The organism is Halosolutus halophilus, assembly GCF_022869805.1.
GTDB classification, from domain to species: Archaea; Halobacteriota; Halobacteria; order Halobacteriales; family Natrialbaceae; genus Halosolutus; species Halosolutus halophilus.
The window spans coordinates 3548459-3573872 of record NZ_CP094974.1; the positions used below are offsets into that span (position 1 = coordinate 3548459).

Here is a 25414-nt window from a genome sequence, read left to right on the forward strand (position 1 = left end):
GCTGCATCGACATCCACACCCCTATACCTTATATCCGATTATATGTGATTATAATACCCTTAGCCATTATGGGGTAGCCTCTTATGTACGGTCGCGCCAGTGGGGAGTATGCCACAGCCACACTCATCCACCGAGCGTTCGCAGGGTCTCGCCGACCCGGCGGACGAACGGTCGAACTGCGGGGTCGGCGTCGTGATGGACCTCGACGGTGAGGGAGGCCACGACGTCGTCTCCGACGGCCTCGAACTCCTCGTCAATCTCGAACACCGCGGGACCACTGGCGCGGAGAAAAACACCGGCGACGGGGCTGGCATCCTGCTCCAGCTTCCGGACGCCTTCTTTTCGAGCGTCCTCGAGGCATCTCTCCCGGACCCCTACGCCGCCGGCTCGATCTTCTTCCCGCAGGACGACGAGGCTCGCGAGGAACTGGTCGCGATCGCCGAGGACGTCTTCGATCGGTACGACCTCTCGGTCGTCGAGTGGCGGGACGTCCCGACGAACAACGCGGACCTCGGCGAGACGGCCGTCGCCGCCGAACCCGACGTCTGGCAGGTGTTCGTCACGCCCGAGGACGACGTCGACGGCGACGACCTCGATCGACGGCTCTACGTCGCGCGACGCGCGCTCGAAAACGAAATTGAAACGCGTGACGTCGAGGGCGCGGATCGCTTCTACGTCTGCTCGCTCGATTCGAAGACGATCGTCTACAAGGGCCTGCTCAAGGGCGAGCAGGTGCCCGCCTACTACCCCGATCTGACCGACGAGCGGACGGCGTCGACGTTCGCGATGGTCCACGAGCGGTTCTCGACGAACACGCTCGGTGCCTGGCACCTCGCCCACCCGTACCGAAACATCATCCACAACGGCGAGTTCAACACCATCCAGGGCAACATCAACTGGATGCGCGCCCGCGAGACGGACATCGAGAGCGACGTCCTCGAAGACCTCGAAGCGGTCAAGCCGATCATCGACGACCCCGACCAGTCCGACACCGCGAGCGTCGACAACGCGCTCGAACTCCTCATGCAGGACGGGCGCGACCTCGCACACGCCCTGCGGATGCTCATTCCCGAGGCCTGGCGCGGCGACGACGCCATGGATTCGGCCCGCAAGGACTGGTACGACTTCCACGCCTCGCTCGTCGAGCCGTGGGACGGTCCCGCACTCGTGGCGGCGACCGACGGCGAACGCGTCGGCGCGGTGCTCGATCGCAACGGCCTCCGTCCGTGCCGGTACGACGTCACGAGCGATAACCGCCTGATCATGGCCAGCGAGGCCGGCGCGCTCGACGCCGACCCCGCCGAAATCGAGGAACGCGGCCGCCTCAAGCCCGGGCAACTGTTCCTCGCAGATCCGAACGAGGGACGGGTCATTCCCGACGAGGAGGTCTTCGACGATCTCACCGACGATCGCTACGGCGAGTGGGTCGAACAGGAGCAGGTCCATCTCGACGACATTCGAACCACGGCCGACAACACCCCGCGGGAGAGGGTCGACGGGCTGCGCGACTACCAGGCCGCGTTCGGCTATACGCGGGACGAACTCGACAACATGATCGAGCCGATGATCCAGAAGGGGAAAGACCCCGTCGGCTCGATGGGCGACGACACGCCGTTGTCGGTACTCACGGAGTTCAACCGCCCGCTCTTTTCCTACTTCAAGCAGCTGTTCGCGCAGGTCACCAACCCGCCGCTCGACTACATCCGCGAGGAACTTGTCACCTCGGTGGAGAGCCGGCTGGGCTTCCAGCGCAACCTGCTTTCCGAATCACCCGAACACGCCCGCCAACTCGTGCTCGACTCCCCCATCCTCACCGACGCGGAACTCGAGTCGATCCGAGACTGCTCGGCCAACGGGATCACCGCCGCGACGGTCGACATCACCTACGAACCCGAGAGCGACGCGCCCGGGACCGACTTGGAGGCGGCGATCGAACGCGTTCGCGAGGAGAGCGTCGACGCCATCGAGGCGGGCCACGACGTGCTCGTCCTCTCCGATCGGAACGTCGGCGCCGAGCGCGCGGCGATCCCGAGCCTGCTCGCGACGGGGGGCGTCCACCACCACCTCGTCCGCAACGGGCTGCGCAACCACGTCGGGCTCGTCGTCGAGTCCGCCGATCCGCGGACCGTCCACCACTTCGCGACGCTCGTCGGCTACGGTGCCGGTGCGATCAACCCGTACCTCGCCTACCAGACGATCGAAGACATCACCGCCGGCGAGGACGGCGCGGACACCCAGGTCGCGATCGACGCCTACGTCGGTGCGGTCGAGGACGGCCTGCTGAAGATCATGGCCAAGATGGGGATCTCGACGGTCGAGAGCTATCAGGGGGCCCAGATCTTCGAGGCCGTCGGTCTCGACTCGGATCTCGTCGCGGACTACTTCACCGGCACCGAGAACCGCACCGAGGGGATCGGACTCGCCGAGATCGAGGAGGACGTCCGCGAACGCCACGAGACCGCCTTCGGCGGGGACGACAACTCGAATCTCGCCCGTTCCGGCGAGTTCGAGCACCGGTCGACCGGTATCCACCACCAGTGGAACCCCGACACCGTCGGTACGCTCCAGCAGGCCGTGCGATCGAACGACTACGAGCGCTACGGTGACTTCGCCGAACAGATCAACGACCAGCAGCAAACCCTCCAGACCCTGCGCGGACTGCTCGAGTTCGACAGCGACCGGGACCCGGTCCCGATCGAGGAGGTGGAACCGATCAAAGACATCGTCCAGCGGTTCTCGACCGCGGCGATGTCGCTCGGCAGCCTGTCGCCGGAAGCCCACGAGAACAACTCGATCGCGATGAACCGCATCGGCGGCAAGTCCAACTCGGGCGAGGGCGGCGAACCGCCGGAACGGTTCGACACCGAACGCGAGTGCAACGTGAAGCAAGTCGCGTCGGGCCGCTTCGGCGTCACGAGCACCTACCTCTCGTCGGCCGACGAACTCCAGATCAAGATGGCCCAGGGCTCCAAGCCCGGCGAGGGCGGTCACCTCCCCGGCGAGAAGGTCAACGAGATGATCGCCCACGTCCGCAAGTCCACGCCGGGCGTCGGCCTCATCTCGCCGCCGCCGCTGCACGACATTTACTCGATCGAGGACCTGAAACAGCTGATCTTCGACCTCAAAGCCGCGAACGAGGAGGCGGACATCAACGTCAAACTCGTCAGCGAGGCCGGCATCGGCACGATCGCGGCCGGCGTCGCGAAGGCCAACGCCGACGTGGTCCACATCTCGGGCCACTCCGGCGGGACGGGTGCGTCGCCGCGCACCTCGATCAAGAGCGCGGGGCTCCCCTGGGAACTCGGCCTCGCCGAAGCGAACCAGATGCTCTGTCGGACCGGCCTGCGCGATCGGATCCGCGTCTCCGCCGACGGCGGGATGAAGACGGGGCGCGACGTCGCCGTCGCCGCCCTGCTCGGGGCCGAGGAGTACGTCTTCGGGACCGCCTCGCTCGTCACGTCCGGCTGCGTGATGGCCCGGCAGTGTCACAAGAACACCTGCCCGGTCGGCGTCGCCACCCAGCGCGAGGACCTGCGCAAGCGGTTCCCCGGCGAACCCGAACACGTGATTAATTACATGACCTTCATCGCGCAGGAACTGCGCGAGATCATGGCCGACCTCGGCTTCCGCACGGTCGACGAGATGATCGGCCAGGTCGGCGTGCTCTCCCAGCGCGACGACGTCGACCACCCGAAGGCCCGCAACGTCGACCTCTCGGAAGTCCTCGCGGATCCCGGCAGCGAGGTCCGGCGCAAGATCCGCGAGCAGGACCACGAACTCGAGGACCAGCTCGATCGGGACCTCATCGAAGCCGCGGCCGACGCGATCGAGGACGGGGAACCGGTCTCGCTCGCGACCGACGTTACCAACGTCGATCGGACCGTCGGCGCGATGCTCTCGAACCGCATCACGAGCCGTTACGGCGAATCCGGTCTCCCCGAGGACACGATTTCGGTCGATCTCGAGGGGACGGCCGGCCAGAGTTTCGGCGCGTTCCTCGCGAACGGCGTCTCGCTACACCTCGACGGTAGCGCCAACGACTACGTCGGCAAGGGGCTCTCGGGCGGCAAGATCACGGTCCGGACGCCGGAGACGGCCGCCTACGATCCGACCGAGAACGTCGCGATCGGCAACGTCGCGCTGTACGGCGCGACCGGCGGTCAACTGTACGTCAACGGCGTGGCCGGCGAGCGCTTCGCCGTCCGCAACTCCGGCGCGAAGGCCGTCGTCGAGGGCGTCGGCGACCACGGCTGCGAGTACATGACCGGCGGCGTCGTCGCCGTGCTCGGCGAGACGGGCACGAACTTCGCCGCAGGGATGTCCGGCGGCGTCGCCTACGTCTACGACCCGGACCGCGAGTTCGAAGCGAAAGCCAACACCGGGATGGTCTCGCTCCACGAGGAGCTAGAAGAGAAAGACGAGGCGATGCTGCGCCGACTCGTCGAGAACCACGTCGCCTACACCGGTTCCGATCGGGGCGAACTCATCCTCGAGAACTGGGACCGTGCGGTCGACGCCTTCGTGAAGGTCATGCCGGAGGCCTACCACCGAGCGATCACCGAACAGGGCTCGGACGACGTGCGCAACGAACTGCCCGGTTCGCCCGAGGCGGAGGCCGTCGTCGAGTCGGCCGGGTTCGCCGCGAGCGACGACTGATCGGCCCCGTCACGGTTATTCTCTTCCCAGCGTGTGGAACTCGTCGTTCGGTCGCATGTCCGCGAACATCGCCAGCCGGTTGCTCAGGTTGTAGAAGGCCGTGACGGCCGCAACGTCCCAGATCGCCTCCTCGCTGAAGCCGGCGTCGCGCAGGGCCGCGAGATCGCTCTCCTCGACCTCCGTCGGCCGTTCTGTGAGTTTTACGGCGACGTCGAGCATCGTCCGGTGGGCGTCGTTGATATCCGCGGTCCGGTAGTTCGCCACGAGTTGATCGGCGAGTTGCGGGTCGTCCGCGTAGATCCGGACGAGTGCGCCGTGGGCGACGTTGCAGTAGTAACAGTGGTTGACGCCCGAAACTGCGACGACGATCATCTCGATCTCCTCGCGCTCCAGGGCGGTGTCCTCGACCAGCGCATCGTGGTACGCGAAGAACGCGCGGAAGTGCGACGGTTTGTACGCCATCGCCGAGAACACGTTCGGCGTAAAGCCCGCCCGATCGGTCTCGTCGGCGATGCGCTCCTGGAGATCGTCGGGGAGGTTCTCGAACTCGGGGACGGGGAATCGGTGCATGGCGTCGTCTGCGAGATCGGGCTGGGATTCGAGACTGGCGTCGGGGTCTGATTCCGGTTCGGACATAGCCCCCTCTTCACAGTCGATCGTGATAATTCGCGGTGTTCGGTCGCTGGATCGCGACGCGATCGACTCCCGAACCGGACGGTGCCGATCGACGGCATCACTCGTCTGCGGGCGTGCCGCCTTCGGCCGTCGCCGCCTCGCGGATCGCCTCGGCGTCGGGCGCGGCGAGCAGATGGGCCGCACAGGTGCAGTCCGAGGCCCCGAATCCGGCGACCCGATCGCCCGGCAGCCGATCCGCCAGTTCGCACTCCCGATCGGCGTCGGGGAACGTGATCGCGCTCTCGAGTCGCGTCTCGGACTGGCCGAGCAGGTAATCGACGTGCCAGTGGCGCACGTCGCGGCTGCCGCGGGCGAGTTCGCGGTGGCGGTCGACGCGGGCGAAGCCGCCGGGGCCGAACGCGGTGCCGACGTAGGCGTACGCGCCCGCAGGGAACTCGCGGGTCCCCAGCGCGCCGACGTCGAGTTCGATCGCCTCCGGAACGTCGATCACGAGCACGTACGTGCCGCCCATACCGGGAGTGAGGGCGAGACGAACAAAAACTGGCGTGATTTCTGGACGCGTTCGGGGCGCTGGATCGATCAGCGTGGCCCCTCACTCGGATTCGTACCGATCGCGTCGGCTCTCGTCAGTCGGATCCTGTTCGTGGACGTGCCGCCGATTGCGCTTGTCCTCGTCAGCTCGCGAGTCGTGTTCTCGTCGCTGATTCTGGTCACGATCGCCGCTCGATCGCTCCTCGGTCCAGCTTCCGGATTCGTCGCGTGGCCGATCGGGGTCGTACTCGAGGCCGCCGCCGGTTCGGTCCTCCGCTCGGGGCTGGTCCCGCGACGTCTCGCCGGTCCCACGACGCGATTCGTCCTGCCCGCGGTCTCCGCCTCGAGACTCGTGGCGACTCCCCTGCTCGGTCCGGCCCTGCTCTTGCTGCCCACGGGAGCCCTGGCTCCGCTGGTGCCGGCCTCCCGGGGGCTGGCCCGGTCGGTCCTGGTGGGTGTCGCGTTCCTCGTGCCAGCGCTCCTGGGGGCCCTGCTGTTCGCGATCGCGATGGTCCCGCTGGCCGCGCCGGCCCCCCTGTGGCTGGCCCTGCTGGTGCTGTTGCTGGCTGCCTTCGCGGCGCGCCTCCCCGCCGTACTGGGGGTTCGATTCCTGCATCGCGTCGGTGTGGAACCCTTCTCGCTCCCCGCCGCGTCTCTCCGCCTGCTGATCGCGGCGGCTACCTCGATCGCGGCCTCGCTGCTGTTCGTACTGCCCGCGTCGCTGTTGGCCCTCGCGATCGTACTGGCCACGGTCCTGCCGTCCCTGGGGCTGGTGGATCTCGCGATCGGGTTGGCTCGATTCGCGGCGTTCCTGGCGCCCGTGTTGCTGGTCGCCGCGATCCGTCCGCTGTCGGCCCTGTCGGCCGCGCTCGGCGACGCGTGGCGGTCCGCGCTGGTCGCGGGCGTCGGACCGGCCCTCCCGTCGCCAGCCGGTGTCCTGATTCTGGCGGCTCTGGTGACCCTCCTGGCGGCCCTGGCGGCTCTGGCGGTCCCCTCGTTTCCGGTCGCGTTCGCCCTGCACGCCGGGGCTCTGACCCCAACCGGGTTCGCCGTAGGGTGTGTCCGTCCGTGTTCGGTCACCCGTCTCGTGCTGTCTGCCTCGATCGCCGCGACGACGCTCGCTGTCGCTCTCACCGCGGCTGAACAGCCCGTGGAGCCAGCCGCGATCGTCGCCGCCTCGATCCCGGCCGCCCTCGTCGCCGCGATACCGATCGCTCTCGCTCTGTCGGACGGTTCCTCGATCCCGCCGTCGCCGGTCGTCGTCGTATCGGTCGTTCATGATTGGAGTGAGGTGACGTCTCGCCCAGGTGAGGCGCTGATGGCCGTCGCTACGTTCGTTCTCCGGGCGATGGTTCGCCGATCAGGTGAATAAAAGCACGGCGTGCGTTCGCTTGCAGCCGTTCGACGGGCGATCGGGTTCCGACGCGACGCGTTCGAGGCCCCGACTCACCGGCGGTCGGAGACACGCGGTCCGTTCGCAAGATCGTATACCTCCCTCGCGTCAGTCGACGGGCCGAACGCGAACAGGCCACGGGCCGGTTCGTACTCGTAGGTGATCCACTGTGGCAGGAACTGTGCCCCGATCAGTTTGCGCACCCCGAGTTGCTTGAGGCGGGTCTCGGGCGCGAGCTGGTCCGTCAGCCGCAGATCGACGATCCCGTCGAAGACGTACTCGTCCTCCGGATAGCTGTCGCTTCCGGCCGTTGTCGCCCCCGCAACGATCGGCACGTACCGGGCCGTACAGACCGTCCCGCGAACCTCGGTGACGAAGTCGTGGACGCGTTCGCGCTGGAGCAGCCGTCCGAGTTCGTCAAGCGAGTCGATCGCCACCAGTCCCGTTTCGGTCATCTCGAGGGCGTCCAGCGCCTCGTGCAACGCTTCGGCCACCGCCGGCCCGTCGCTCGGCTCTTCGACGGCAACGATCGAGTCCGCCGCCGCCTCGCCCACGAACGTCTGCCACTGGCTGCAGGTTTCGAGGAACTCCTCGCGGTCCGAGAGCCGGTGGGTGAAACAGTCGACGATCCGCAGCCGATCGCTCTCGAGCGCCGGGAGGACGTTCCAGCCGTTCCCGAAGAACCGCTCGAGGGCCGCCGTCGGCGGGTTGGCGTAGGCGACGACGATCGCGGGCTCGCCCCGTTCGATGGCGCGCCAGACGAGTTCGGTCAGGAGTTCGCTTCGGCGGGTGCCCTCGTCACCGGAGAGCAGCAGAAACGAGTCCGCCGGGATGCCGTTCGGTACGAGGGAGTCGAGCGGTTCGATCCCCGTCACGACGCGTTTGTAGGCGTCGGGATCGGGCATCGTCGACTCGTCGTCGGCGGCCTCGCGACAGCTCTCGGAGCAGTATTGCCCGTCCGTCCCCTCCTGCAGTTCGTCCGGGATCGGGTAGTGGCAGTGATCGCACCGGAGTGGATACTGGGGTGTCCGGTCCGTCGATCGGTGCTCACTCATGACGCCGTCCCTACGACGAACGGCGAAATAGAACCCCTTCGTGACTGCCCTGACTGTTCGACGGGGAGAACGGAACCGGGTCAGAAACGGCGGCCTGCTTCGCCATCGTTTTCCCGGCCAGCGACGACGATCGGACATGGACACCGCACTCGTCATCGGCGGCACGCGCTTTATCGGCCGCCATCTCGTGGACGACCTGCTCGCTCACGGCTACGACGTGACGACCTTCAACCGTGGCAACCACGACGATCCCTTCGCCGCCGACGATCGGGTCACGCACGTCGAGGGCGATCGGACGAACGACTCCGCGCTCGAGGCTGCCGCCGCGACGATCGAGCCGGACGCCGTCTTCGACTGCGTCGCCTACTATCCGAAGGACGTGCAGGCGGCGACCCGGATCTTCGCGGATTGCGAGGCGTACGTCTACATCTCGAGCGGCGCGGCCTACGGCCGCGAGGAGATCCCCAAGCGCGAAGGAGAGACGCCGCTCGAACCGTGCACGCCCGATCAGGCGACCGACGACTCGAACGAGACGTACGGCGCTCGCAAGGCCGAGGGCGATCGGGCCGTCTTCGCCGCCGCGGAACGCGGTGTCGACGCGATGTCGATCCGGCCTTGCATCGTCTACGGTCCTCACGACTACACCGAGCGGCTGGACTTCTGGATCGATCGGGTCGAGCGGTTCGATCGCGTGGTCGTCCCCGGCGACGGGACGAATATCTGGCACCGGGCGTACGTCGAGGACGTCGCGAGCGCGATGCGAATCGTCGCCGAACGCGGCGAGGCGGGTGAGGCGTACAACGTCGGCGATCGGCGACTCGTCACGCTCGAAGAGATGGTCGACCTGATCGCCGACCAGCTAGAGACCTCGGTGGAGGTCGTCACCGCCGGCCCCCGCGAACTCGCGGCCGGCGACATCGCCCTCGACGACTACGTCCTCTACCGGGCGTACCCCCACGTCCTCTCGACCGCGAAACTCGCCGCACTGGGCTGGGAGTCGACGCCGCTCGAGGAGGCCATGGCCCGATCGGTCGAGGCCCACACGGAGAGCGATCGGACCGGGCGGGAGCACGGCCCCGATCGGGAGGCCGAGGAGCGCGTGCTGGGTATTCTGGACACGTTCTGATCAGGACTCCCGGAGCCGCTCGAGCCGTCGTGCCGTCGCCGACGTCGACGCGAGTCGTTCGTGAACTCGTCCTCGGCCGTCGGCGGCCGTCCGCGGGCAGACGGAAGCGTGGAACGCGAGACCGTCCGATCGTAACTCGAGGCCGTCCGATCGCGAACGAGCCACCGAATTCCGTGCCGGTCGCTCGGATCGACGAGAACGGTTTTATGTGCTCCCCTCCGTGGAACGAACTATGTTCGAGAAGTCGACGTGGATTCGCCTGCCGCGAAACGTCGTCGTCGGCCACGGCGTCATGGACGAGGTCGTCGACGTCATCGACGATCTCCACCTGCAGGGGCGGCCGCTGTTCGTCACGAGTCCGACCCCGAAGAAAGTCGCGGCCGATCCGATCGCCGCCGACTTCGCGGCGGCCGGAATCGATCCCGCGATCGTCACGGTCGAACGAGCGACGTTCGACGCCGTCGAGCGCGTGATCGAGACCGCCGAGGCCGAGAACGTCGCCTACCTCGTCGGCATCGGCGGCGGGAAGGCGATCGATATCGCGAAGATGGCGAGCGACCACCTCTCGATGGGCTTCCTGTCGATTCCGACGGCGGCCAGCCACGACGGGATCGTCAGCAATCGTGGCTCGGTTCCGGACGGGGACACGCGTCACAGCGTCGCCGCCGAACCGCCGCTGGCCGTCGTCGCCGACACGGCGATCCTGGCCGAGGCACCGTGGGAACTCACGACTGCGGGCTGTGCCGACATCATCTCCAACTACACCGCGGTCATGGACTGGCGACTCGCGAAGCGGCTCAAGGACGTCGAGTATTCCGAGTACGCCGCCGCCCTCTCCGAGATGACCGCCGAGATCCTCGTGGACAACGCCGACCTCGTCCGGCCGGGACTCGAGGAATCTGCGTGGATCGTCACCAAGGCGCTGGTCTCCTCGGGCGTCGCGATGAGCATCGCCAGCTCCTCGCGGCCCGCGAGCGGTGCCGAACACCTCTTCTCCCACCAGCTCGATCGGCTCGCACCCGGGGCGGCGCTGCACGGCCACCAGGTCGGGGTCGGTTCGATCATGACGGCCTACCTCCACGGCGGCGAACGCGGCTTCTGGCGCGACATCCGCGACGCCCTCTCGAGTATCGACGCGCCGACGACCGCCGCCGAACTCGGTATCGACGACGAGACCGTGATCGAGGCGCTGACGACCTGCCACGAGATCCGCGATCGCTACACGATACTCGGTGACGGGATGAACGAGCGCGCTGCGCGCGAAGTCGCGACGAAAACGGGCGTCATCGACTGACGACCGGAGGCGTCGCGTCTCACCCGAGGTCCGCACGCCCGAACCGCCTCGACCTCGGAGAGGATGTGACTCGAGAAGAACACGGTGGTCCCGGCCGAGGCCTCCTCGCGGAGGAGTTCGCGCATGTCCTGAATCCCCGTCGGGTCCAGTCCGGACGACGGTTAGTCCAGGATCAGCAGGTCGGGATCCCCGACGAGGGCCATCCCCAGGCCCAGTCGCTGGTGCATTCCCTTCGAGTAGCCGCTGGCCTTCCGATCGGCGTCCTCGAGAAGACCGACGCGTTCGAGCAGATCGTCGGAATTGTCGTCGGCTTCCGCGGTGTCGACGACCCACTCGAGGTGCTCTCGTGCGGAGAGTCGCTCGTAAACGGTCGCACCTTCGGGGAGAACGCCGATCCGCTTGCGAATCCGTTCGGCCTCGTCCTGGGCGTCGTGTCCGAGCACCGTCGCCGTTCCCGTCGTCGGCCGGACGAAATCGAGGAGCAGGTCGATCGTCGTCGACTTCCAGGCCCCGTTCGGGCCCAGAAAGCCGAAGATTTCTCACTCCTCGACGACGAGGTCGAGGTCCGAGACGGCGAGGACGTCCTCGCCGAACCGTTTCGTCAGGGCGGCCGTTTCGATCGCAGCCATACGCCCCGTCCCGCCCCGTAACTTGTAGCTTTTCTCAGCAGTTTCTGAGCGTGAATACGCGCGCGAGTATCACTCGCCCGGGCCGCTCGAGGCACGTCCAGAAACTCTCGTCCGGGCCGCTAGAGGTGCTCGTCCAGGAACTCCGCGATCGCGGCGTAGGCTTCGATGCGGTTCTCGAGTTTCGAGAAGCCGTGGCCCTCGTCCTCGAAGATCAGTTTGCGGACGGGGACGCCCTGTTCGTCGACCTCCTCGACGATCTGTTCGGCCTCGCCGACCGGAACGCGGGGGTCGTTCTCGCCGTGGAGGACGAACAGCGGCGCCTCGATGTTCTCGACGTTGTTGATCGGCGAGATCTCTTCGAGGAACTCGCGATCGTCTTCGAGACTGCCGTACTCCGCTTCCCGCAGTTCCCGTCGCCAGTCGCCCGTATTTTCGAGGAACGTCACGAAGTTGGCGATGCCGACGACGTCGACGCCGGCAGCCCAGAGGTCGGGATACTCGGTCAACGCTGCCAGTACCATGAACCCGCCGTAGGAGCCGCCCTTGGCGGCGATCCGGTCGGGATCGACGGCCGGGTGGTCCTGGAGCCACTCGACGCAGGCCCTGATGTCGGCGACGGAGTCCATCCGCTTCTCGACGTCGTCGAGGGCCGCGTAGTCGGCACCGTACCCCACCGACCCGCGGACGTTCGGCTCGAAGTAGCCGTAGCCCCGATCGAGGAAGTACTGTTTGACGCTCGAGAACGAGGGTCGGCGCTGGCTCTCGGGTCCGCCGTGGATGTCGACGACGACGGGGACGCCGTCGTCGGTCTTTTCGGACTCCTCCGGCAGCGTGAGGAAGCCGGGGACCGCCAGGTCGTCGAAACTCTCGACGTGGACGAGGTCGGACTCGTCGAACGTCGCCCGGGGGATACCCGCGGTCGGCGCGTCCGTCCAGCGTTCGGCGTCGCCGGTCTCGCACTCGACGACGAAAACGTTCGTGTTGACCGCATCCCCCGTCGTCGAGAGAGCGAACCGTTCCGCGTCGGGGTCGAAACTCACGCCGCCCGCGACGCCGCCAGGCAGATCGGGTTCGGGGAAGGTTTCGAACGCGATCGGATCGTCGGCGTCGAACTCGCCGACGGTCAGGTCGGTGTACCCCTCGACGTTCCGCGAGTAGACGAACCGGCCGGTCTCGTCGTCCAGCGCGATGCCGTCGACGTTCCACCCCTCGCCCTCCACGATCGGTTCGAGTTCGTTCGTCTCGAGGTCGAGATAGGCCAGGTAGAGGGTATCCGCGTCGCCCTCGTCGGTGACCAGGTAGATCCCCGTCCCGTCGGGCGCCCAGCTCGCGCTCCCGTAGCGGACGTCGCCCTCGTGGGGCGTGAGGTGCTCCATCTCCTCGGTCTCGAGGTCGAGGACGTACAGGTCCTGGTCGAAGTTGGAGTAGGCCTGCGAAACGAGCAGCCGGGAGTCGTCCGGGCTCCAGCCCGACAGCGAGAGCCAGCCGTCGCCCTCGTGGACGAGGGTTGCCTCGTCGCCGGTCTCGTCTCGATCCTGGACGTACACGTCGAAGACGGACTCGTCGCGCCGGTTCGAGGCGAACGCGAACCGATCGCCGTCGTGGCTCCAGCCACCCCAGCGGTGCTTGGCGTCCGGCATCGCCGTCAGGTTCTCGATCGTGCCCGTATCCGCGTCGAGCCGGAAGAGCTGAGCCCGTTCGTTGCCGCCTTCGTCCATCCCGAAGATCAACTCGGGGCGCTCCGGCGACCACGAGGCGAAGGTCACCCGCTCGTCGTAGAAAGTGCGCTGTTCGGGCCACTGGCGGGGGCCCGCGAGCGTCCAGACCTGCGGCGTCCCGGTCGTGTCCATCAGAAACGAGAGTCGATCACCGTCGGGGCCGAACGACGCGCCGTACGCGCTCCGGATGTTGAGATACCGTTCGATGTCGTAGGTACGCATGGGAGAGTCGTACGGAGCCGATCCCGTAGTGGTTTGTGTTGTGGCTGCGCCTTCGGACTCGCTCGATTGCCGGACCCGGACTCCTGCTCGCCGACTCCGATCGCGTTCGGATTCGATGACGGATAGTCAGCTGTGGAAGTGGCGTAATAGACGCTGTCTCGGCTTCGAAACGAGAGAACCGAACGGGGTCGTCACGGCACTCTCTTCGGGTGCGTTCGTCCGATCGGCCAGTACCCTGTTTCACGTACTACGTCGATCCCGAAACGATCGAAACCGTCACCGGGGCGTCGGGTTGAGGATACCAATTCGGTTTTGATCGGCGATCGTTTCGATCGATCATCGAGATAGTTACGCTCGAATCGGCGTGGAGAGACGTCCCGGTCTCGACCAGAGACCGATCGACACGGTCCGGCCCTCGCGTAACCCGTGCGTACAGCGGCTGTTGGGAACCCGTTCCCTGCGCCGACGAACGATTTCCGAACGCGTCCGCCGGTGGTCGTGATCCGCTCGCCGCCGATCGCGGCGGCACCAATCGGTGTGCCTAACAAAGCGGTTCGGACGGCCTAGGGACGGTATCGATGACCGACGGCGGGGACGAACGCGGTACGGACGACGTTTCGGTTCGCACGCTCCTCCTGACGACGCTGATCGTGCTGGTCGCGTTCGGGACGATCGTCGCGATCGTCGCACCGGGGTTCGTGATCGGGGAGTCGCCAGCCGACGACGGGGAAACCGGGTCGACCGACACCGATTCCGAAACGGGTGCCGATTCGGTCGAGGACACGCAACGCAACGAAACCGCCTCGACCGATCCGGAGACCGAGTCCGACCCGACGGGGGACGGATCGGCGAGTGACGGCGCTTACGGAGACGATGCAGGCGACGGCGCTGAAGGTGCCGGTGATGGCGACGACAGTAGTGACGATGACGACGGGGATGAGGGTGACGCGGCCGACGAAGACGAGACGCCAGCCGACTCCGACGACGCCGATACCGGGGCGGAATCCGGTACCGACGACCAGACCGGTACCGGAGCGGAATCCGATGACGACTCCGACACCGTCGTCGATCCGATCGACGAGGTCACCGACGACGGTCCGGGCGGCGGACTGCTCGATCGGATCGAGTCCTTCATCGACGATCTCGTGTCCGAATTCGACGAGGACTGAATCAACCACGGCCTTCGGGCCGGTGCGATCGGTGAGAACGCGTCCTGCGACCGGGCGGCATCGCTGAACTGAACGAAAGAAGTGATTTTTTATCCCCGCACTGCGTGCCGATGGCATATGCGCATCGCGTTCGTCTCGTACGAAACGGTCTTCCACCGCGATACCGAGACGAACCAGCGGTTCCAGTCGATCCTCGAGCTACTCGCGGCACGCGGCCACGACGTCCACCTGTTCTGTACGCAGTTCTGGTCCGGCGAGCGGAGTCGACTCGAACGCGACGGCATCACCTATCACGGCGTCTCGATCGGGCCGGAGGCAACGACCTCGTTCCTGTTGCGGCTGCCGTTCGTGCTCGGCCCCGCGCGGCCGGACGTCGTCCACGCGAGTGCACAGCCGCCGGGACAGGTCCTCGCGGCGACCTGCGCGGCGACGCTCGCTCGCGCCCCGCTGCTCGTGGAGTGGTACGGTGACGGCGGCGTTACCGGCGATCGATCGACCCGGCTGGCGGCCGGTCGCCCGGACTGGATCGTGACACCCTCCGAACTCGTCGCGACGCGGGTCCGGGAACGCGGGGCGGACGGCGACGACGTCGAGACGATCCCCAATCCGATCGAACTGGAGCGAATCCGGGACGTCCAGCCCGACGAGCGCGTGGACGTGATCTACGCCCGGCGGCTCGACGAGGGAGCCAACCTCGAGAGTCTCCTGCTTGCGCTCGCGGAACTTCGCGATCGCAACTGGGAGGCGACCGTCGTCGGCGACGGCCCGGAACGGGAGACCTACGAGCGACTCGCGAGCGACCTCCGGATCGACGATCGGATCTCGTTCGCCGGCGAACTCTCGCTCGACGAGCGGATCGCCGCTTACCGCGGCGCCCACGTCTTCGCGCAGACGGCCGAGCACTGCGCCTTCCCGACGGAGATGCTGTGGGCGCTCGCCTCGGGCTGTGTCGGGATCGTGGAGTACCACGTCGACTCGAGTGCCCACGAACTCGTCGAGGGCTGGGATCGTGGCTTTCGCACCACCAGCGAGCAGGAACTCGCGGACGCCATCCTCGCGGCGGGTGACCTCGAGCACCGCGACTACGACGAGACCTTCGCCGAGTACGACGGCGACGCCGTGACCGATCGATATCTACAGCGGTACCGGGCGTTGCAGGACGACCACGGCGTGTTGTGACGGCCGTCGAGAATGTCATCGAGTTGCCGGCTCCGAGACCTACGTGGACTCCGGAACGCCGTGGTGGAGGACGACCACGAGCGGTCACGCGAGCGGATCCGGTACCCGGCTACTGCGCCAGGAGCGTTGCCATCCACGCCAGCACCGCGACTGCAAAGAGTACGACTGTCACCGACAGCAGTTCGACGAACACTGGAAGCGTCTTCGGAACGGTGGGAAGGAGGCCGCCCCAGTAGGCCGCCGTCACGGCGAGGGAGACGGCGAACGCAGCTGTCACCAGGGTCGGAACCGGGTAACGGCGAGGAAAGGCATCGACGGTCATGTTAAATACCGAACCAGTGGCATATAAATACTTTCTGCTCGGATTCGAGAGTTTTACCGTCCAGACGGACGGCGTACGTGCTCTCGATTTCGTCGATGGCGAGTTGGGGCTCCGGAAGCGTCCGTCCTCCGTCGACGACGGTCGTCGTGCCGGTGATGTACCGGGCTCTGCGGACGGGAGGAACGCCAACGGTGGTCGGACCCGATCGAGATCGGGTACGGCTCGCCGGCCGATCGGGCGTCGCTGCGGGACAGCTATTACGATCGACTCGTAACAGGGAGACGAACATGCACGACGACTGTGACTTCTGTCGGATCGTCGCCGGTGACGCCGCTGCAGCGCGGGTCCACGACGGCGATCGGGTGATCGCGTTTCTCGATCGACGGCCGGCCACGACGGGGCACACGCTGGTCGTTCCGAAACAACACGGATCGGAACTGTTCGAGATGGACGACCGAACGACAGCGGACGTCTTCCGGGCAGTCGGGACGGTCAAGACGGCGGTCGACCACGTCCTCGATCCGATCGGGGTCAGCGTGTTCTACACCACGGGGTCGCTCGTCGGGACGGTCGAGCACGCGCACGTCCACCTCGTCCCCCGATTCGAGGACGACGACGTCACGCTCTCCTTGCTACGGGATCGCCTCGAAGACGAAGACGGGGAACGGCTCGGGTCGCGACTCCGGGACGTGTAGTCAGAGGTCGAACTTGGCGGCCGCCGTCTCCATGTCCTTGTCGCCGCGCCCCGAGAGGTTCACGAGGATCGTCTCGTGCTCGCCGGCCTCGGCGATCTGGATCGCCCGCGCGATCGCGTGACTGGACTCGAGTGCGGGGATGATCCCCTCGGTCTCGCTGAGTTCCCGGAACGCCGCCAGCGCCTCCTCGTCGGTGACCCCCTGGTACTCACAGCGGCCGACGGCGCGAAACATGGCGTGTTCGGGGCCGACGCCGGGATAGTCGAGTCCCGCCGACACCGAGTGAACGTCGACGTCGTCGTCGATCACGCGCGTCTTCATCCCGTGGAGCACGTCGTCTTTCCCCTTCGTGAGCGGCGCGGCGTGCTTGCTCGAGTCGGCGCCCTCGCCGCCGCCCTCGGCACCGTAGAACGCGACCTCGTCGTCCCGGAACGCGTGGAACAGGCCGATCGCGTTCGAACCGCCGCCGACGCAGGCGACGGCTGCGTCGGGCACATCACCCGTGCGCTCCTGGAACTGTTCGCGGGCTTCCTCGCCGATGACGCTCTGGAAGTCCCGGACCATGCGCGGGAACGGGTCGGGACCGACGACGCTGCCGACGAGGTAGTGGGTGTCGTCGACGTTCTCGGCGAAGTCCTCGAGCGCCGCGTCGACGGCGTCGGCGAGGCCCTCGTTTCCGCGGGTGACCTCGTTGACCTCGGCACCCATCAGGCGCATCCGGAAAACGTTCATCTCCTGGCGCTGAACGTCCTTCGTCCCCATGTAGATCTCCGTCTCGAGGCCCAGCAGAGCACCGACCATCGCGGTTGCGACGCCGTGCTGGCCGGCCCCGGTCTCGGCGATCAGCCGATCGCGCCCGGCGCGTTTCGCCAGCAGAGCCTGCCCGAGACAGTTGTTGATCTTGTGCGCGCCGCCGTGGAGTAGATCCTCCCGTTTGAGGTAGATGTCGGCCCCGTACCGATCGCTCAGGTTGGTCGCGTGGTACAGCGGCGTCGGGCGGCCAGCGTACGATTCGAGCAGATCGCGGAACTCGGTCTGGAACGCGTCGGTCGTCGCGACCTCGTCGTAGGCGGCCGCGAGTTGCTCGAGCGGCTCCTCGAGCGGTGCTGGAACGTGTCGGCCACCGTATCCCTCGAACTCTCCGTCGGACATACCCGGCAACTCTTGCCCGATCGTAATAGGTGCTCTCATCTCCGCTTGCGGGACTCTCACATCGTGGGTCCTGCTGTGCGGCTTTCGCCACGTGCCGGCTCCAGTAGTCCGTGCGAGCACGGTGCGTCAGACGGCGCAAATCGGGTCGCAGTCGAGAATCGACGGCGTCAGCGATCGACGCTCCCGAGCACGATGTCGAGACTACCCAGCGAGGCGATCAGGTCGGCGACGTACTCGCCTTCGGCCATCTCGGGGAGGGCGGAGAGGTTGTGGAAACACGGGCTGCGGATCTTGAACCGTGCGGGCGAGTTCGAGCCGTCCGATCGGACGTAGACGCCGAGTTCGCCCTTCGCGGATTCGACGGCGCGGTACGTTTCGGTGCCGGCGTCCGGTTTGAGCGTGCGAGGGACGTTGCTCTGGACGGTTCGCTCGTCTTCGGGCCAGTCCTCGAGCAGGTCGAGACACTGCTGGACGATCTTGGCGGACTCCTCGACCTCCCGCATTCGGACGAGCACCCGCGCGTAGTTGTCACAGCCGTCCATGGTGACGACGTCCCAGTCGAGGTTCGGGTAGTAGCCGTAGGGGTCGTCGCGCCGCAGGTCGTAGTCGATTCCCGAACCGCGGGCGACGGGGCCCGTACAGCCGTAGTCTTTGGCCACGTCGGGCTCCAGGATGCCGGTGTCGACGCACCGAATCTGGAAGATTTCGTTCCCGGTGAGCAGCGCGTGGTACTCCGAGACCTTCGCCGGCAGTTCGTCCAGGAAATCCCGGCACTTCTCGACGAACTCGTCGCGCGGTCGGGGGAGGTCCCACGCGACCCCGCCAAGCCGGAAGTAGTAGAACATCATCCGCTGACCGGTCAGGTCCTCGAGAATGTCCTGGACGACCTCCCGATCGCGGAAGGCGTACTGGAAGATGGCGGTGAAATCGCCGTAGACGTCGAGTGCGAAGGTTCCCAGCGCGAGGAAGTGGCCGAGCATCCGGCCGAACTCGGTCGCCATCGTGCGCAGGACCTGGGCGTACTCGGGCACCTCGATGTCCGCGAGATCCTCGATCGCCCGGGCGACGGCCCACTCGTTGGGGAGGTTCGCGGTGTAGTCCCACCGGTTCGAGTAGGGGATGATCTGGTGGCGGTACTGGCCGTTCTGGCACATCTGCTCCTCACAGCGGTGCAGGTAGCCCACGTCGGGGTCGACGTCGGCGACGGCCTCGCCGTCGAGGGTCGTCTTGAGGTGGAGCACCCCGTGGGTCGCGGGGTGGTGCGGTCCGATGTTGAGGAACATCGTGTCCGACTCGGACTGTTCCCGGTCGGGTTGCAACGGGTTCGCGTGCGCTGCGAACCGGACGACCTGTGGCTTCTCCTGGTCGTAATCGAGCGAGAGGGGGTGGCCCTGCCACGATTCGGGCAGGAGGATTCGGCGCGGATCGGGATGTCCCTCGTACTCGATTCCGACGAGGTCGAAGGCCTCGCGTTCGTGCCAGTCCGCCGTCCGGAAGACGGGTTCCGCGGTCTCGCAGACGGGATCGTCTTTCGGTAACTGCGCGATCAGCGTCACCTCGTGGGTCCGCCGGTCGTACTTCGTCAGGTGGTAGACCGACTCGTACCGGTCCTCGTACTCCTGTGGGGTGAGACACGAGAGGTGATCGAACCCGGCCTCGTCCCGCAGCAGCGCCAGGACCGCCTGGACGTCGTCCGGGCGGATCACGAACGCCGGCGCGTTCTCGTGGTCGTCCCGCCCGATCGCGTACTCGTCGAGCAGCGCCTCGAGTTCGGTCTCGTCGACCTGCTCGTCCCGCAGGTGGTCGTACTCGGGGTCGATGCGCTCGCGCTCGCGCTGTTCCGGTTCACTCATGGGTGACTCCAGGGACGCCGTTGCGGACGCTAGCGTGCGTTTCACTCACGTACACCCGACACGGGAATGAGGGTTTTGGAGGGTCGTACTGACAGTCACGGGATCCGATCGGTTTCGGGGGGACGCCTGCGGTCACCGATCGCGACGGGCCGGAAACTCGGAACCTGCTCGCCGATCGTACTCGCCCCACGGCACTGCGGCGACTGCCACTCTTCAGCGTTGGCGTCCTCCGTTCACGTGTGTGCCGAGATCGGCCTTTATGTGAACGAGTGACATAGCGTGCGATATGCCTCCCCGCATCGAACCGGTGGGTCCCGGTGAATCGGACGACGAGAAAGTCAACGAGATTCTACAGGAGAGTGAAAACGGGTGGTACAAGGACTCCGCTTACTTCGGCGCTGTTGCGCATCAACCGCGACTTTTGAAACGACTCGTGCGAACGTTCCGGCTCTTCCCTCGTAGCGACTCGATCGACGCAGAGACGCTGGAACTGATGCGACTGAGGGTTGCTGCAGTCCACGGGTGTGCCTACTGTGGAACCGTTCGTACCTGGGAGGTGAAGGAGGCAGTCGAGCCGAAAGAAGACGCAGTTTTCTCCGACCGGATCGATACGAGCAAACTCACGCGGCGCGAGAAACTCGCCGTTCGCGTGGCAGACTACATGTCCCGCGATCCACAGGAGATGCCGGATGCGTTCTTTGCCGAACTGAGTGAGGAATACAGCGACGAGGCGATCATCGAACTCCTGCTGTTTGCCGGACTCGAGGTGGGACTCGACAGGTTCTGTATCGCGTTGCGGTTAGATACCACCGAAACGAGTCCGTATCCCACGGGACTCGAGTATCCGCTCGAGCGCGAACCGTAGCACCAGATCCGTTCTCGTATCGGTTCCCCTCCGCTCAGCAGACGCCTCACCGGATGCCATCCGCGCCGTCGTCCGTCAGTGCCCGGCATCGGCCGCCGATGCGCGCACGATGTGAACCGGTACCGGTGCGGTCCGGATGGTCTTCTCCGCCACGCTCCCCAGCAGATACCGCTTGAAACCCGTTCGTCCGTGCGTCGCCATCACGATCAGATCGATGTCGTGTTCGTCGACGTACTCGAGGATTGCGTCGTGCGGTTCGCCCCGAACGACGGCCGTTTCGACTCGATCGACACCCCGCGTCGACGCGGTTTCGGCGATCTCCCCGACGGCCCGCTGTCCTCGTTCCTCGAGCGACTCGATCATCGACTGTGTGATGCCCTCCGCGTCGTACGGTCTCGTATCGACGACGTGGAGTACGTGGAGGGGAGCCTCGTATGCCCTGGCGAGGTCGATCGCGTGGTCGGTGGCAACGTTCGATTCGTCGCTTCCGTCGGTCGTCAAGACGATCCGATCGTACATACTCGACGTTCGATGGCCGGATTGAAACCTTTGGCTGCGAAGGGAGGTTTCGAAAGCGCCTCGATCGTTCCCGCGCTCGGTTCGACCGAAAGCTGTTCCCCTCCGTGCCGGTTGGAGTGTTACTTCGATCGATCGAAGGCCGAACGCTGCTTCCCGACGCAGGTCGAGAACGAGTGACGATCCGCCCGGTTTGCCGTTTGCGATTCGGAGACCTACCAGTTGTGCGACAGTGATTTCACAGAGAGCGGTGTTGTCTGAAGGGATGACCGTTCGAGACCGATTCGCCGACACCGAGGTGGTAATACTCATCGTGATCGGCGGTTTTCTGGGGGCGAACGCCCGGTACGGGATCGGGCTCGCCTACCCGGGCTTGACCGGAACGTTCGTCGCAAACGTGACCGGGAGCTTCGTCCTCGGATTCGTCGTGTACGAAGCGATGTACACCGACTATCTCACCGACAGAGGCCGACTGCTCGTGTCGACGGGGTTTCTCTCCTCGTACACGACCTACAGCACGTTCGCGTACCAAACGGTGACGGCCGAACCACTGTTCGGCCTGATCAACGTCGTCGCCAATTACTCGTTTGGGTTTGCGGGCGTCGTGCTCGGTCGATGGGTTGCGCTGCGAATTCGAGGTGCGTCTCGTGATTGATCCGCTGTTCCTCGTCGGCTTCGGTGGCGCGATCGGTGCGCTGGGGCGGTACACCGTCAGCAGTACGATCGAGAGGGAGCGCTTCCCGCTATCGACCTTCATGGTGAACGTTATCGGGAGTTTCCTGCTCGGTCTCGTTATGTTCGCGGACGTCGGCGAGTCGGTCCAGTTGTTCGTCGGGGTCGGAGTGTGCGGCGCGTTTACCACGTTTTCGACGTTCTCCGTCGATACGATTCGACTCCTCGAGGACGGATACGTGTGGACTGCCGTCGTCTACGCGCTCGGCAATATTCTGGTCTCGGTCACGGCGATCGGGATCGCCTGGGTTCTGCTAGTCTGACTGGCTGCTGGCGCTCGAAAACCGAACTCGATGTCATCAGGCTGCCCACGGCCAGAAGCCGGCCGCCATCAGATATCCGGCCGCACCCGTGATGATGCCGACGAGCGTAGTGAACCAGGCAACTGGTTCGGTGAAATCATCGCGTTCCAGCCCCAACAGCAGCCAGAACGTCGCCCAGAGGACCGCCCAGATCCACCAGAGCGCAGCGAGTCCGATATCACCCCCGAGAAACACCAGGTAGCCCGTCGGAACGGCGACTACGGTTACGAGTATGCAATACCACCCGAACGATCGCTGGTCACTGATCCCGCGGATCGCGTTCGCTCCGATCCACAGGTACGTAAACGAGAACAGTAACGTTCCCGCTGCCACGAACGCGTCTCCGGACTGGTACTCGCCGAACGCCCACAACTCGCCGAACGCCCACCACATCGCGATAATGAAAGTCAATACCCCGACAAACAGATTCAGTATCGCGACGTCGCTGTCTGCACCCTTACCGAGCAACCATATCCCATTCACTACCAGTACGGCACCGACGAAAATCAGTCCCATGCCCAGGATCATGTACAGTGACATTGATGATCACTCGATATTGCGTGTTATTACCACACAAATACAGCTTCAGCGGACAGAATAATAATTCTGGTCACAGGACTTGTGAACTATCTTCGCTCGAATACCGTCTCGAGTCCGTAAACAAACGAAGACCCCCCGTTCCAGTGCGTCGGCAGCCGCAATCCGGAACCCGGGAGCCGATTCGAGTTATCGAGTATCGGATCTCGATTAACGGATCATCACCACGTACAACGGTTATATCTCGGGACGTGGTGAGGACGACTACGGATGTCCGAGAACGAGACTGACCCCGCCACGGATCGAGAACGGCTCCCGCCGAAGACGATTACCGACCGGTTCGATTCCCTCAGCGTTGGCGACGAAATATCGTTCAACGATCGAGACACCCCGTACGAGGTCGTCGAGACGGACAGATACTCGGTTACGGTCGCCGGTCCGAACGACAATCGCGTCACGCTATCACAGAACCTCCAGACCGGCGGGTGGGTCGTCCACGAGGAACTCTGGTGGATCGATGCTGAACGGGGCGTGGACTGACTCGTCTCGGACTGGCGGTTTTCTCGGGCCGGGTGTCGACCTTCGGGGATCGGGTGCGACACACTTCCGAGATCGACCGTCACGCCCTACATCGCGTCGGTGGCGCACCCGACTCAAGCGACGCGTCGTGAACGACGTACTCGACTCGGTGGATCACGCGGTCCGCAGGAACAACCGAAATTCGAGGGCGTCTTTGGACTCGCCGACGACGTCGGAAAGCCCCTTCTCGAGCGGCCGCTCGAGGTCGGTTCGGTCGGCGATATCGGAAGTACACAGTTGGTCCGCGATCCGCTGGACGTGATTAGCGCGCGCTCCCGACGCCCGCAGGACGACTCCCGCGGCGGACTCGTCCCGAGTGAGCGCGGTCGCTGCCGTCCTCGCGACGGACTCGGCGTCGTCGTGTTCGAAGACGAAGACGCTGGCGAAGGGATCACCGTCCTGCCGCAACAGTTCCACGTTCGCGTCGTCGGACGCCGTTCGCCGATCCGCCGTCGGATCCGTGACCAGTCGATGTAACGTCTCGGCCCGCTCGGCGGTTCGCTCCCGCCACTGCGTGATACTCTCGTCCGGTGAACAGCGAATCCGGTACCGATCGTCGTCGATACGGTCGACGAGGCCGTACGCGACGAGGAGTGTGAGTCGGTACTCGACGTCAGATGCCGATGATTCGTCGCCGTCTACCTGGTCGGCAACGTCGGCCGCCGAGAACGGGTCGGAACCGAAGGAGGCATGCGCTGTGAGATACGCCTCGATGCAGTCGTCGATTGCCGGAAGTGTGCCGAGCGTTGCCATCGATCGGTACCGCAATCGGCGACGCTCGGATAAAAAACGTTGTCGGGTACTCTCGGTGAGAGAACGCGGTCCCGAATCGAAATACCGCGCAGTCGACTCGCGAATTCCAATTGATATTCTGCCGATCATCGACGTAATCATCAGGGTAAACCGTGCTGTCAAATAGCTATATATACTGATATGTGGGAGGTCAACACGGACCATGCCAGAAACGATATTCGAGGTGGACGTCGACGCGTCCATCGACGAACAGCCAGATCCGATAGTGAACCGCTGGCACCCGGACGTTCCACCGGTAGCGACGATCGAACCCGGTGAGAAGGTTCGGATCGAATGCCTCGACTGGACGGGGAACCAGGTGAAAAACGACGACAGCGCGAACGACATCCGAGACATGCGATTGGATCCCAACCATCACTTGAGCGGCCCCTTCGAGGTCGAAGGAGCCGAACCCGGTGACGTTCTCGTCATGGACATTCTGGATCTCGGGGCGTTCCCGGACAACGAGTGGGGATTCACCGGAATCTTCGAACTCGACAACGGTGGCGGGTTCCTCACCGACCACTTCCCGGAAGCCCGGAAGGCCATCTGGGAGGTCGACGGCGTAATGACTCACTCGCGTCATATCGAGGACGTCAGGTTCCCGGGTTGTGCCCACCCCGGCATCGTCGGAACGGCACCCTCGCACGAATTGCTCGAGGAGTGGAACGAACGCGAGCAGGCACTCATCGAGCGGGGGCCGGACGCCGAAACCGCAGTCAATCACGAAACTCGAGAGGACGACCCGCCGCTCGCCCTGCCACCGGAGCCGAACGAGGTGTTCCTCGGGGACATGGACGAGGAAGACGTCGAGGACGCGGCCGAAGAGGCAGCCCGAACGATCCCGCCCCGGGAGAACGCTGGTAACTGCGACATCAAGAACCTCGGTCGCGGCTCCCGGGTGTACCTCCCCGTATTCGTCGACGGTGCGAACTTCATCACCGGGGACCTGCACTTCTCCCAGGGTGACGGGGAGATCACCTTCTGCGGCGCCATCGAGATCGCCGGCTGGATCGACATGAAGGTGGACGTCATCAAAAACGGGATGGAGCAGTTGGGAACTGATTACGCGATGTTCAAACCCGGATACCAGGACCCCGACTTCTCGAACTACGTCGTCTTCGAGGGTTACTCCGTCGACGAGGACGGAACCCAGCACTACAAGAACGCGAACGTCGGAATGCGCCGTGCCTGCCTGGACGCGATCGACTACCTGACGAACTTCGGCTACACCGAAGAACAGGCGTACATCCTCCTCAGCACGATCCCCGTCGAGAGCCGCATCGCGGGGATCGTCGACCTGCCGAACACCTGCGTGACGGTGTCGGTTCCCAACGAGGCCTTCGACATCGACATCGATCCGGATACGCTCTCTGACGAGTACGACTCCGGTGACAAGGGAGACATCGCCAAGCCCTCCTGATTCGCCGATCGTCTCCCTTTGCGATCGATCTTTCGAGC

At 65.4% G+C, this 25414-nt stretch carries 22 protein-coding genes and 1 pseudogene; 11 read left to right on the forward strand and 12 right to left on the reverse strand.

Annotated elements, in window-relative coordinates; genetic code table 11:
• The first annotated feature begins 108 nt into the window (after positions 1-108).
• Entirely contained in the window at positions 109-4656 is a 4548-nt protein-coding gene (gltB, locus tag MUG98_RS17480) for a glutamate synthase large subunit (RefSeq protein ID WP_265108709.1), read from the forward strand.
• A gap of 15 nt (positions 4657-4671) precedes the next feature.
• Here the strand turns inward: gltB and MUG98_RS17485 are convergent, their stop codons facing one another.
• The 4 genes from MUG98_RS17485 to MUG98_RS17500 all read right to left on the reverse strand — a co-directional run bounded on the left by MUG98_RS17485 (position 4672) and on the right by MUG98_RS17500 (position 8271).
• Positions 4672-5292 carry a peroxidase-related enzyme gene (locus MUG98_RS17485; protein ID WP_265108710.1) on the reverse strand — a complete coding sequence of 207 codons (621 nt, stop codon included), beginning with the start codon at positions 5290-5292 and terminating at the stop codon, positions 4672-4674.
• 97 nt (positions 5293-5389) lie between these two features.
• A complete protein-coding gene (locus tag MUG98_RS17490) occupies positions 5390-5803 on the reverse strand; it encodes a GIY-YIG nuclease family protein (RefSeq protein WP_265108711.1) in 414 nt (137 codons plus the stop codon).
• 81 nt (positions 5804-5884) lie between these two features.
• Entirely contained in the window at positions 5885-7102 is a 1218-nt protein-coding gene (locus tag MUG98_RS17495; protein ID WP_265108712.1) for a hypothetical protein, read from the reverse strand.
• 167 nt (positions 7103-7269) lie between these two features.
• Positions 7270-8271, reverse strand: coding sequence for an RAD55 family ATPase (locus MUG98_RS17500; protein ID WP_265108713.1), 1002 nt, complete (start codon positions 8269-8271; stop codon positions 7270-7272).
• Positions 8272-8407: 136 nt separating this feature from the next.
• Between MUG98_RS17500 and MUG98_RS17505 the strand changes: the two genes are divergently transcribed.
• Both MUG98_RS17505 and MUG98_RS17510 read left to right on the forward strand, forming a co-directional pair.
• A complete protein-coding gene (locus MUG98_RS17505) occupies positions 8408-9397 on the forward strand; it encodes an NAD-dependent epimerase/dehydratase family protein (protein ID WP_265108714.1) in 990 nt (329 codons plus the stop codon).
• 232 nt (positions 9398-9629) lie between these two features.
• Positions 9630-10691 (forward strand): NAD(P)-dependent glycerol-1-phosphate dehydrogenase, encoded by a 1062-nt coding sequence (locus MUG98_RS17510; RefSeq protein WP_265108715.1) that lies wholly within the window; start codon positions 9630-9632, stop codon positions 10689-10691.
• Positions 10692-10732: 41 nt separating this feature from the next.
• On the opposite strand, the pseudogene MUG98_RS17515 reads toward MUG98_RS17510, so the two are convergent.
• Both MUG98_RS17515 and MUG98_RS17520 read right to left on the reverse strand, forming a co-directional pair.
• Positions 10733-11320 (reverse strand): annotated as a pseudogene (locus MUG98_RS17515) (ABC transporter ATP-binding protein); the annotation flags it as partial.
• A gap of 119 nt (positions 11321-11439) precedes the next feature.
• The gene (locus MUG98_RS17520) at positions 11440-13260 is read right to left on the reverse strand and encodes a S9 family peptidase (RefSeq protein WP_265108716.1); all 1821 of its coding nucleotides are present in this window, start codon (positions 13258-13260) and stop codon (positions 11440-11442) included.
• Positions 13261-13838: 578 nt separating this feature from the next.
• Between MUG98_RS17520 and MUG98_RS17525 the strand changes: the two genes are divergently transcribed.
• Positions 13839-14429: a hypothetical protein gene (locus MUG98_RS17525; RefSeq protein WP_265108717.1), complete on the forward strand. Its 591-nt coding sequence runs from the start codon at positions 13839-13841 to the stop codon at positions 14427-14429.
• Between the two features lie 117 nt (positions 14430-14546).
• Complete coding sequence (locus tag MUG98_RS17530; protein ID WP_265108718.1) at positions 14547-15608, forward strand: glycosyltransferase family 4 protein; 1062 nt, start codon at positions 14547-14549, stop codon at positions 15606-15608.
• A 109-nt stretch (positions 15609-15717) separates the two neighbouring features.
• Here MUG98_RS17530 and MUG98_RS17535 read toward each other — a convergent pair whose 3' ends face one another.
• Positions 15718-15885: a hypothetical protein gene (locus MUG98_RS17535; RefSeq protein WP_265108719.1), complete on the reverse strand. Its 168-nt coding sequence runs from the start codon at positions 15883-15885 to the stop codon at positions 15718-15720.
• Between the two features lie 332 nt (positions 15886-16217).
• On the opposite strand from MUG98_RS17535, the gene MUG98_RS17540 reads away from it, so the two are divergent.
• Complete coding sequence (locus tag MUG98_RS17540; RefSeq protein WP_265108720.1) at positions 16218-16625, forward strand: HIT family protein; 408 nt, start codon at positions 16218-16220, stop codon at positions 16623-16625.
• On the opposite strand, the gene trpB is transcribed toward MUG98_RS17540, so the two are convergent.
• On the reverse strand, positions 16626-17777 hold the full coding sequence (gene trpB / locus MUG98_RS17545) for a tryptophan synthase subunit beta (protein WP_265108721.1): 1152 nt from the start codon (positions 17775-17777) through the stop codon (positions 16626-16628).
• 167 nt (positions 17778-17944) lie between these two features.
• Positions 17945-19630 (reverse strand): NADH-quinone oxidoreductase subunit D, encoded by a 1686-nt coding sequence (locus tag MUG98_RS17550; protein ID WP_265108722.1) that lies wholly within the window; start codon positions 19628-19630, stop codon positions 17945-17947.
• A 286-nt stretch (positions 19631-19916) separates the two neighbouring features.
• Between MUG98_RS17550 and MUG98_RS17555 the strand changes: the two genes are divergently transcribed.
• Positions 19917-20495 (forward strand): carboxymuconolactone decarboxylase family protein, encoded by a 579-nt coding sequence (locus MUG98_RS17555; RefSeq protein ID WP_265108723.1) that lies wholly within the window; start codon positions 19917-19919, stop codon positions 20493-20495.
• A 75-nt stretch (positions 20496-20570) separates the two neighbouring features.
• Here MUG98_RS17555 and MUG98_RS17560 read toward each other — a convergent pair whose 3' ends face one another.
• Positions 20571-21014, reverse strand: coding sequence for a universal stress protein (locus MUG98_RS17560; RefSeq protein ID WP_265108724.1), 444 nt, complete (start codon positions 21012-21014; stop codon positions 20571-20573).
• Positions 21015-21276: 262 nt separating this feature from the next.
• On the opposite strand from MUG98_RS17560, the gene MUG98_RS17565 reads away from it, so the two are divergent.
• Together MUG98_RS17565 and crcB are read left to right on the forward strand one after the other, a co-directional pair.
• A complete protein-coding gene (locus MUG98_RS17565) occupies positions 21277-21666 on the forward strand; it encodes a fluoride efflux transporter FluC (RefSeq protein WP_265108725.1) in 390 nt (129 codons plus the stop codon).
• On the forward strand, positions 21659-22006 hold the full coding sequence (crcB, locus tag MUG98_RS17570; protein ID WP_265108726.1) for a fluoride efflux transporter CrcB: 348 nt from the start codon (positions 21659-21661) through the stop codon (positions 22004-22006). The genes MUG98_RS17565 and crcB overlap by 8 nt, the downstream gene beginning before the upstream one ends.
• 36 nt (positions 22007-22042) lie before the next feature.
• On the opposite strand, the gene MUG98_RS17575 is transcribed toward crcB, so the two are convergent.
• Positions 22043-22585, reverse strand: a complete 543-nt coding sequence (locus tag MUG98_RS17575) for an AmiS/UreI family transporter (RefSeq protein ID WP_320443086.1) — start codon at positions 22583-22585, stop codon at positions 22043-22045.
• A gap of 267 nt (positions 22586-22852) precedes the next feature.
• Here MUG98_RS17575 and MUG98_RS17580 point away from each other — a divergent pair, with 267 nt between their 5' ends.
• Complete coding sequence (locus MUG98_RS17580; RefSeq protein ID WP_265108727.1) at positions 22853-23122, forward strand: transcriptional regulator; 270 nt, start codon at positions 22853-22855, stop codon at positions 23120-23122.
• 153 nt (positions 23123-23275) lie between these two features.
• On the opposite strand, the gene MUG98_RS17585 is transcribed toward MUG98_RS17580, so the two are convergent.
• A complete protein-coding gene (locus MUG98_RS17585) occupies positions 23276-23914 on the reverse strand; it encodes a hypothetical protein (protein WP_265108728.1) in 639 nt (212 codons plus the stop codon).
• A gap of 202 nt (positions 23915-24116) precedes the next feature.
• On the opposite strand from MUG98_RS17585, the gene fmdA reads away from it, so the two are divergent.
• Positions 24117-25376 (forward strand): formamidase, encoded by a 1260-nt coding sequence (fmdA, locus tag MUG98_RS17590; protein WP_265108729.1) that lies wholly within the window; start codon positions 24117-24119, stop codon positions 25374-25376.
• The last annotated feature ends 38 nt before the right edge of the window (positions 25377-25414 follow it).

Excerpts from the sequence above, each read along its gene's own strand:
- gltB (WP_265108709.1), top strand. The coding sequence starts at position 109 with ATGCCACAGCCACACTCATCCACCGAGCGTTCGCAGGGTCTCGCCGAC.
- MUG98_RS17485 (WP_265108710.1), bottom strand. The coding sequence starts at position 5,292 with ATGTCCGAACCGGAATCAGACCCCGACGCCAGTCTCGAATCCCAGCCC.
- MUG98_RS17490 (WP_265108711.1), bottom strand. The coding sequence starts at position 5,803 with ATGGGCGGCACGTACGTGCTCGTGATCGACGTTCCGGAGGCGATCGAA.
- MUG98_RS17495 (WP_265108712.1), bottom strand. The coding sequence starts at position 7,102 with ATGAACGACCGATACGACGACGACCGGCGACGGCGGGATCGAGGAACC.
- MUG98_RS17500 (WP_265108713.1), bottom strand. The coding sequence starts at position 8,271 with ATGAGTGAGCACCGATCGACGGACCGGACACCCCAGTATCCACTCCGG.
- MUG98_RS17505 (WP_265108714.1), top strand. The coding sequence starts at position 8,408 with ATGGACACCGCACTCGTCATCGGCGGCACGCGCTTTATCGGCCGCCAT.
- MUG98_RS17510 (WP_265108715.1), top strand. The coding sequence starts at position 9,630 with ATGTTCGAGAAGTCGACGTGGATTCGCCTGCCGCGAAACGTCGTCGTC.
- MUG98_RS17520 (WP_265108716.1), bottom strand. The coding sequence starts at position 13,260 with ATGCGTACCTACGACATCGAACGGTATCTCAACATCCGGAGCGCGTAC.
- MUG98_RS17525 (WP_265108717.1), top strand. The coding sequence starts at position 13,839 with ATGACCGACGGCGGGGACGAACGCGGTACGGACGACGTTTCGGTTCGC.
- MUG98_RS17530 (WP_265108718.1), top strand. The coding sequence starts at position 14,547 with ATGCGCATCGCGTTCGTCTCGTACGAAACGGTCTTCCACCGCGATACC.
- MUG98_RS17540 (WP_265108720.1), top strand. The coding sequence starts at position 16,218 with ATGCACGACGACTGTGACTTCTGTCGGATCGTCGCCGGTGACGCCGCT.
- trpB (WP_265108721.1), bottom strand. The coding sequence starts at position 17,777 with ATGTCCGACGGAGAGTTCGAGGGATACGGTGGCCGACACGTTCCAGCA.
- MUG98_RS17550 (WP_265108722.1), bottom strand. The coding sequence starts at position 19,630 with ATGAGTGAACCGGAACAGCGCGAGCGCGAGCGCATCGACCCCGAGTAC.
- MUG98_RS17555 (WP_265108723.1), top strand. The coding sequence starts at position 19,917 with ATGCCTCCCCGCATCGAACCGGTGGGTCCCGGTGAATCGGACGACGAG.
- MUG98_RS17560 (WP_265108724.1), bottom strand. The coding sequence starts at position 21,014 with ATGTACGATCGGATCGTCTTGACGACCGACGGAAGCGACGAATCGAAC.
- MUG98_RS17565 (WP_265108725.1), top strand. The coding sequence starts at position 21,277 with ATGACCGTTCGAGACCGATTCGCCGACACCGAGGTGGTAATACTCATC.
- MUG98_RS17575 (WP_320443086.1), bottom strand. The coding sequence starts at position 22,585 with ATGTCACTGTACATGATCCTGGGCATGGGACTGATTTTCGTCGGTGCC.
- MUG98_RS17580 (WP_265108727.1), top strand. The coding sequence starts at position 22,853 with ATGTCCGAGAACGAGACTGACCCCGCCACGGATCGAGAACGGCTCCCG.
- MUG98_RS17585 (WP_265108728.1), bottom strand. The coding sequence starts at position 23,914 with ATGGCAACGCTCGGCACACTTCCGGCAATCGACGACTGCATCGAGGCG.
- fmdA (WP_265108729.1), top strand. The coding sequence starts at position 24,117 with ATGCCAGAAACGATATTCGAGGTGGACGTCGACGCGTCCATCGACGAA.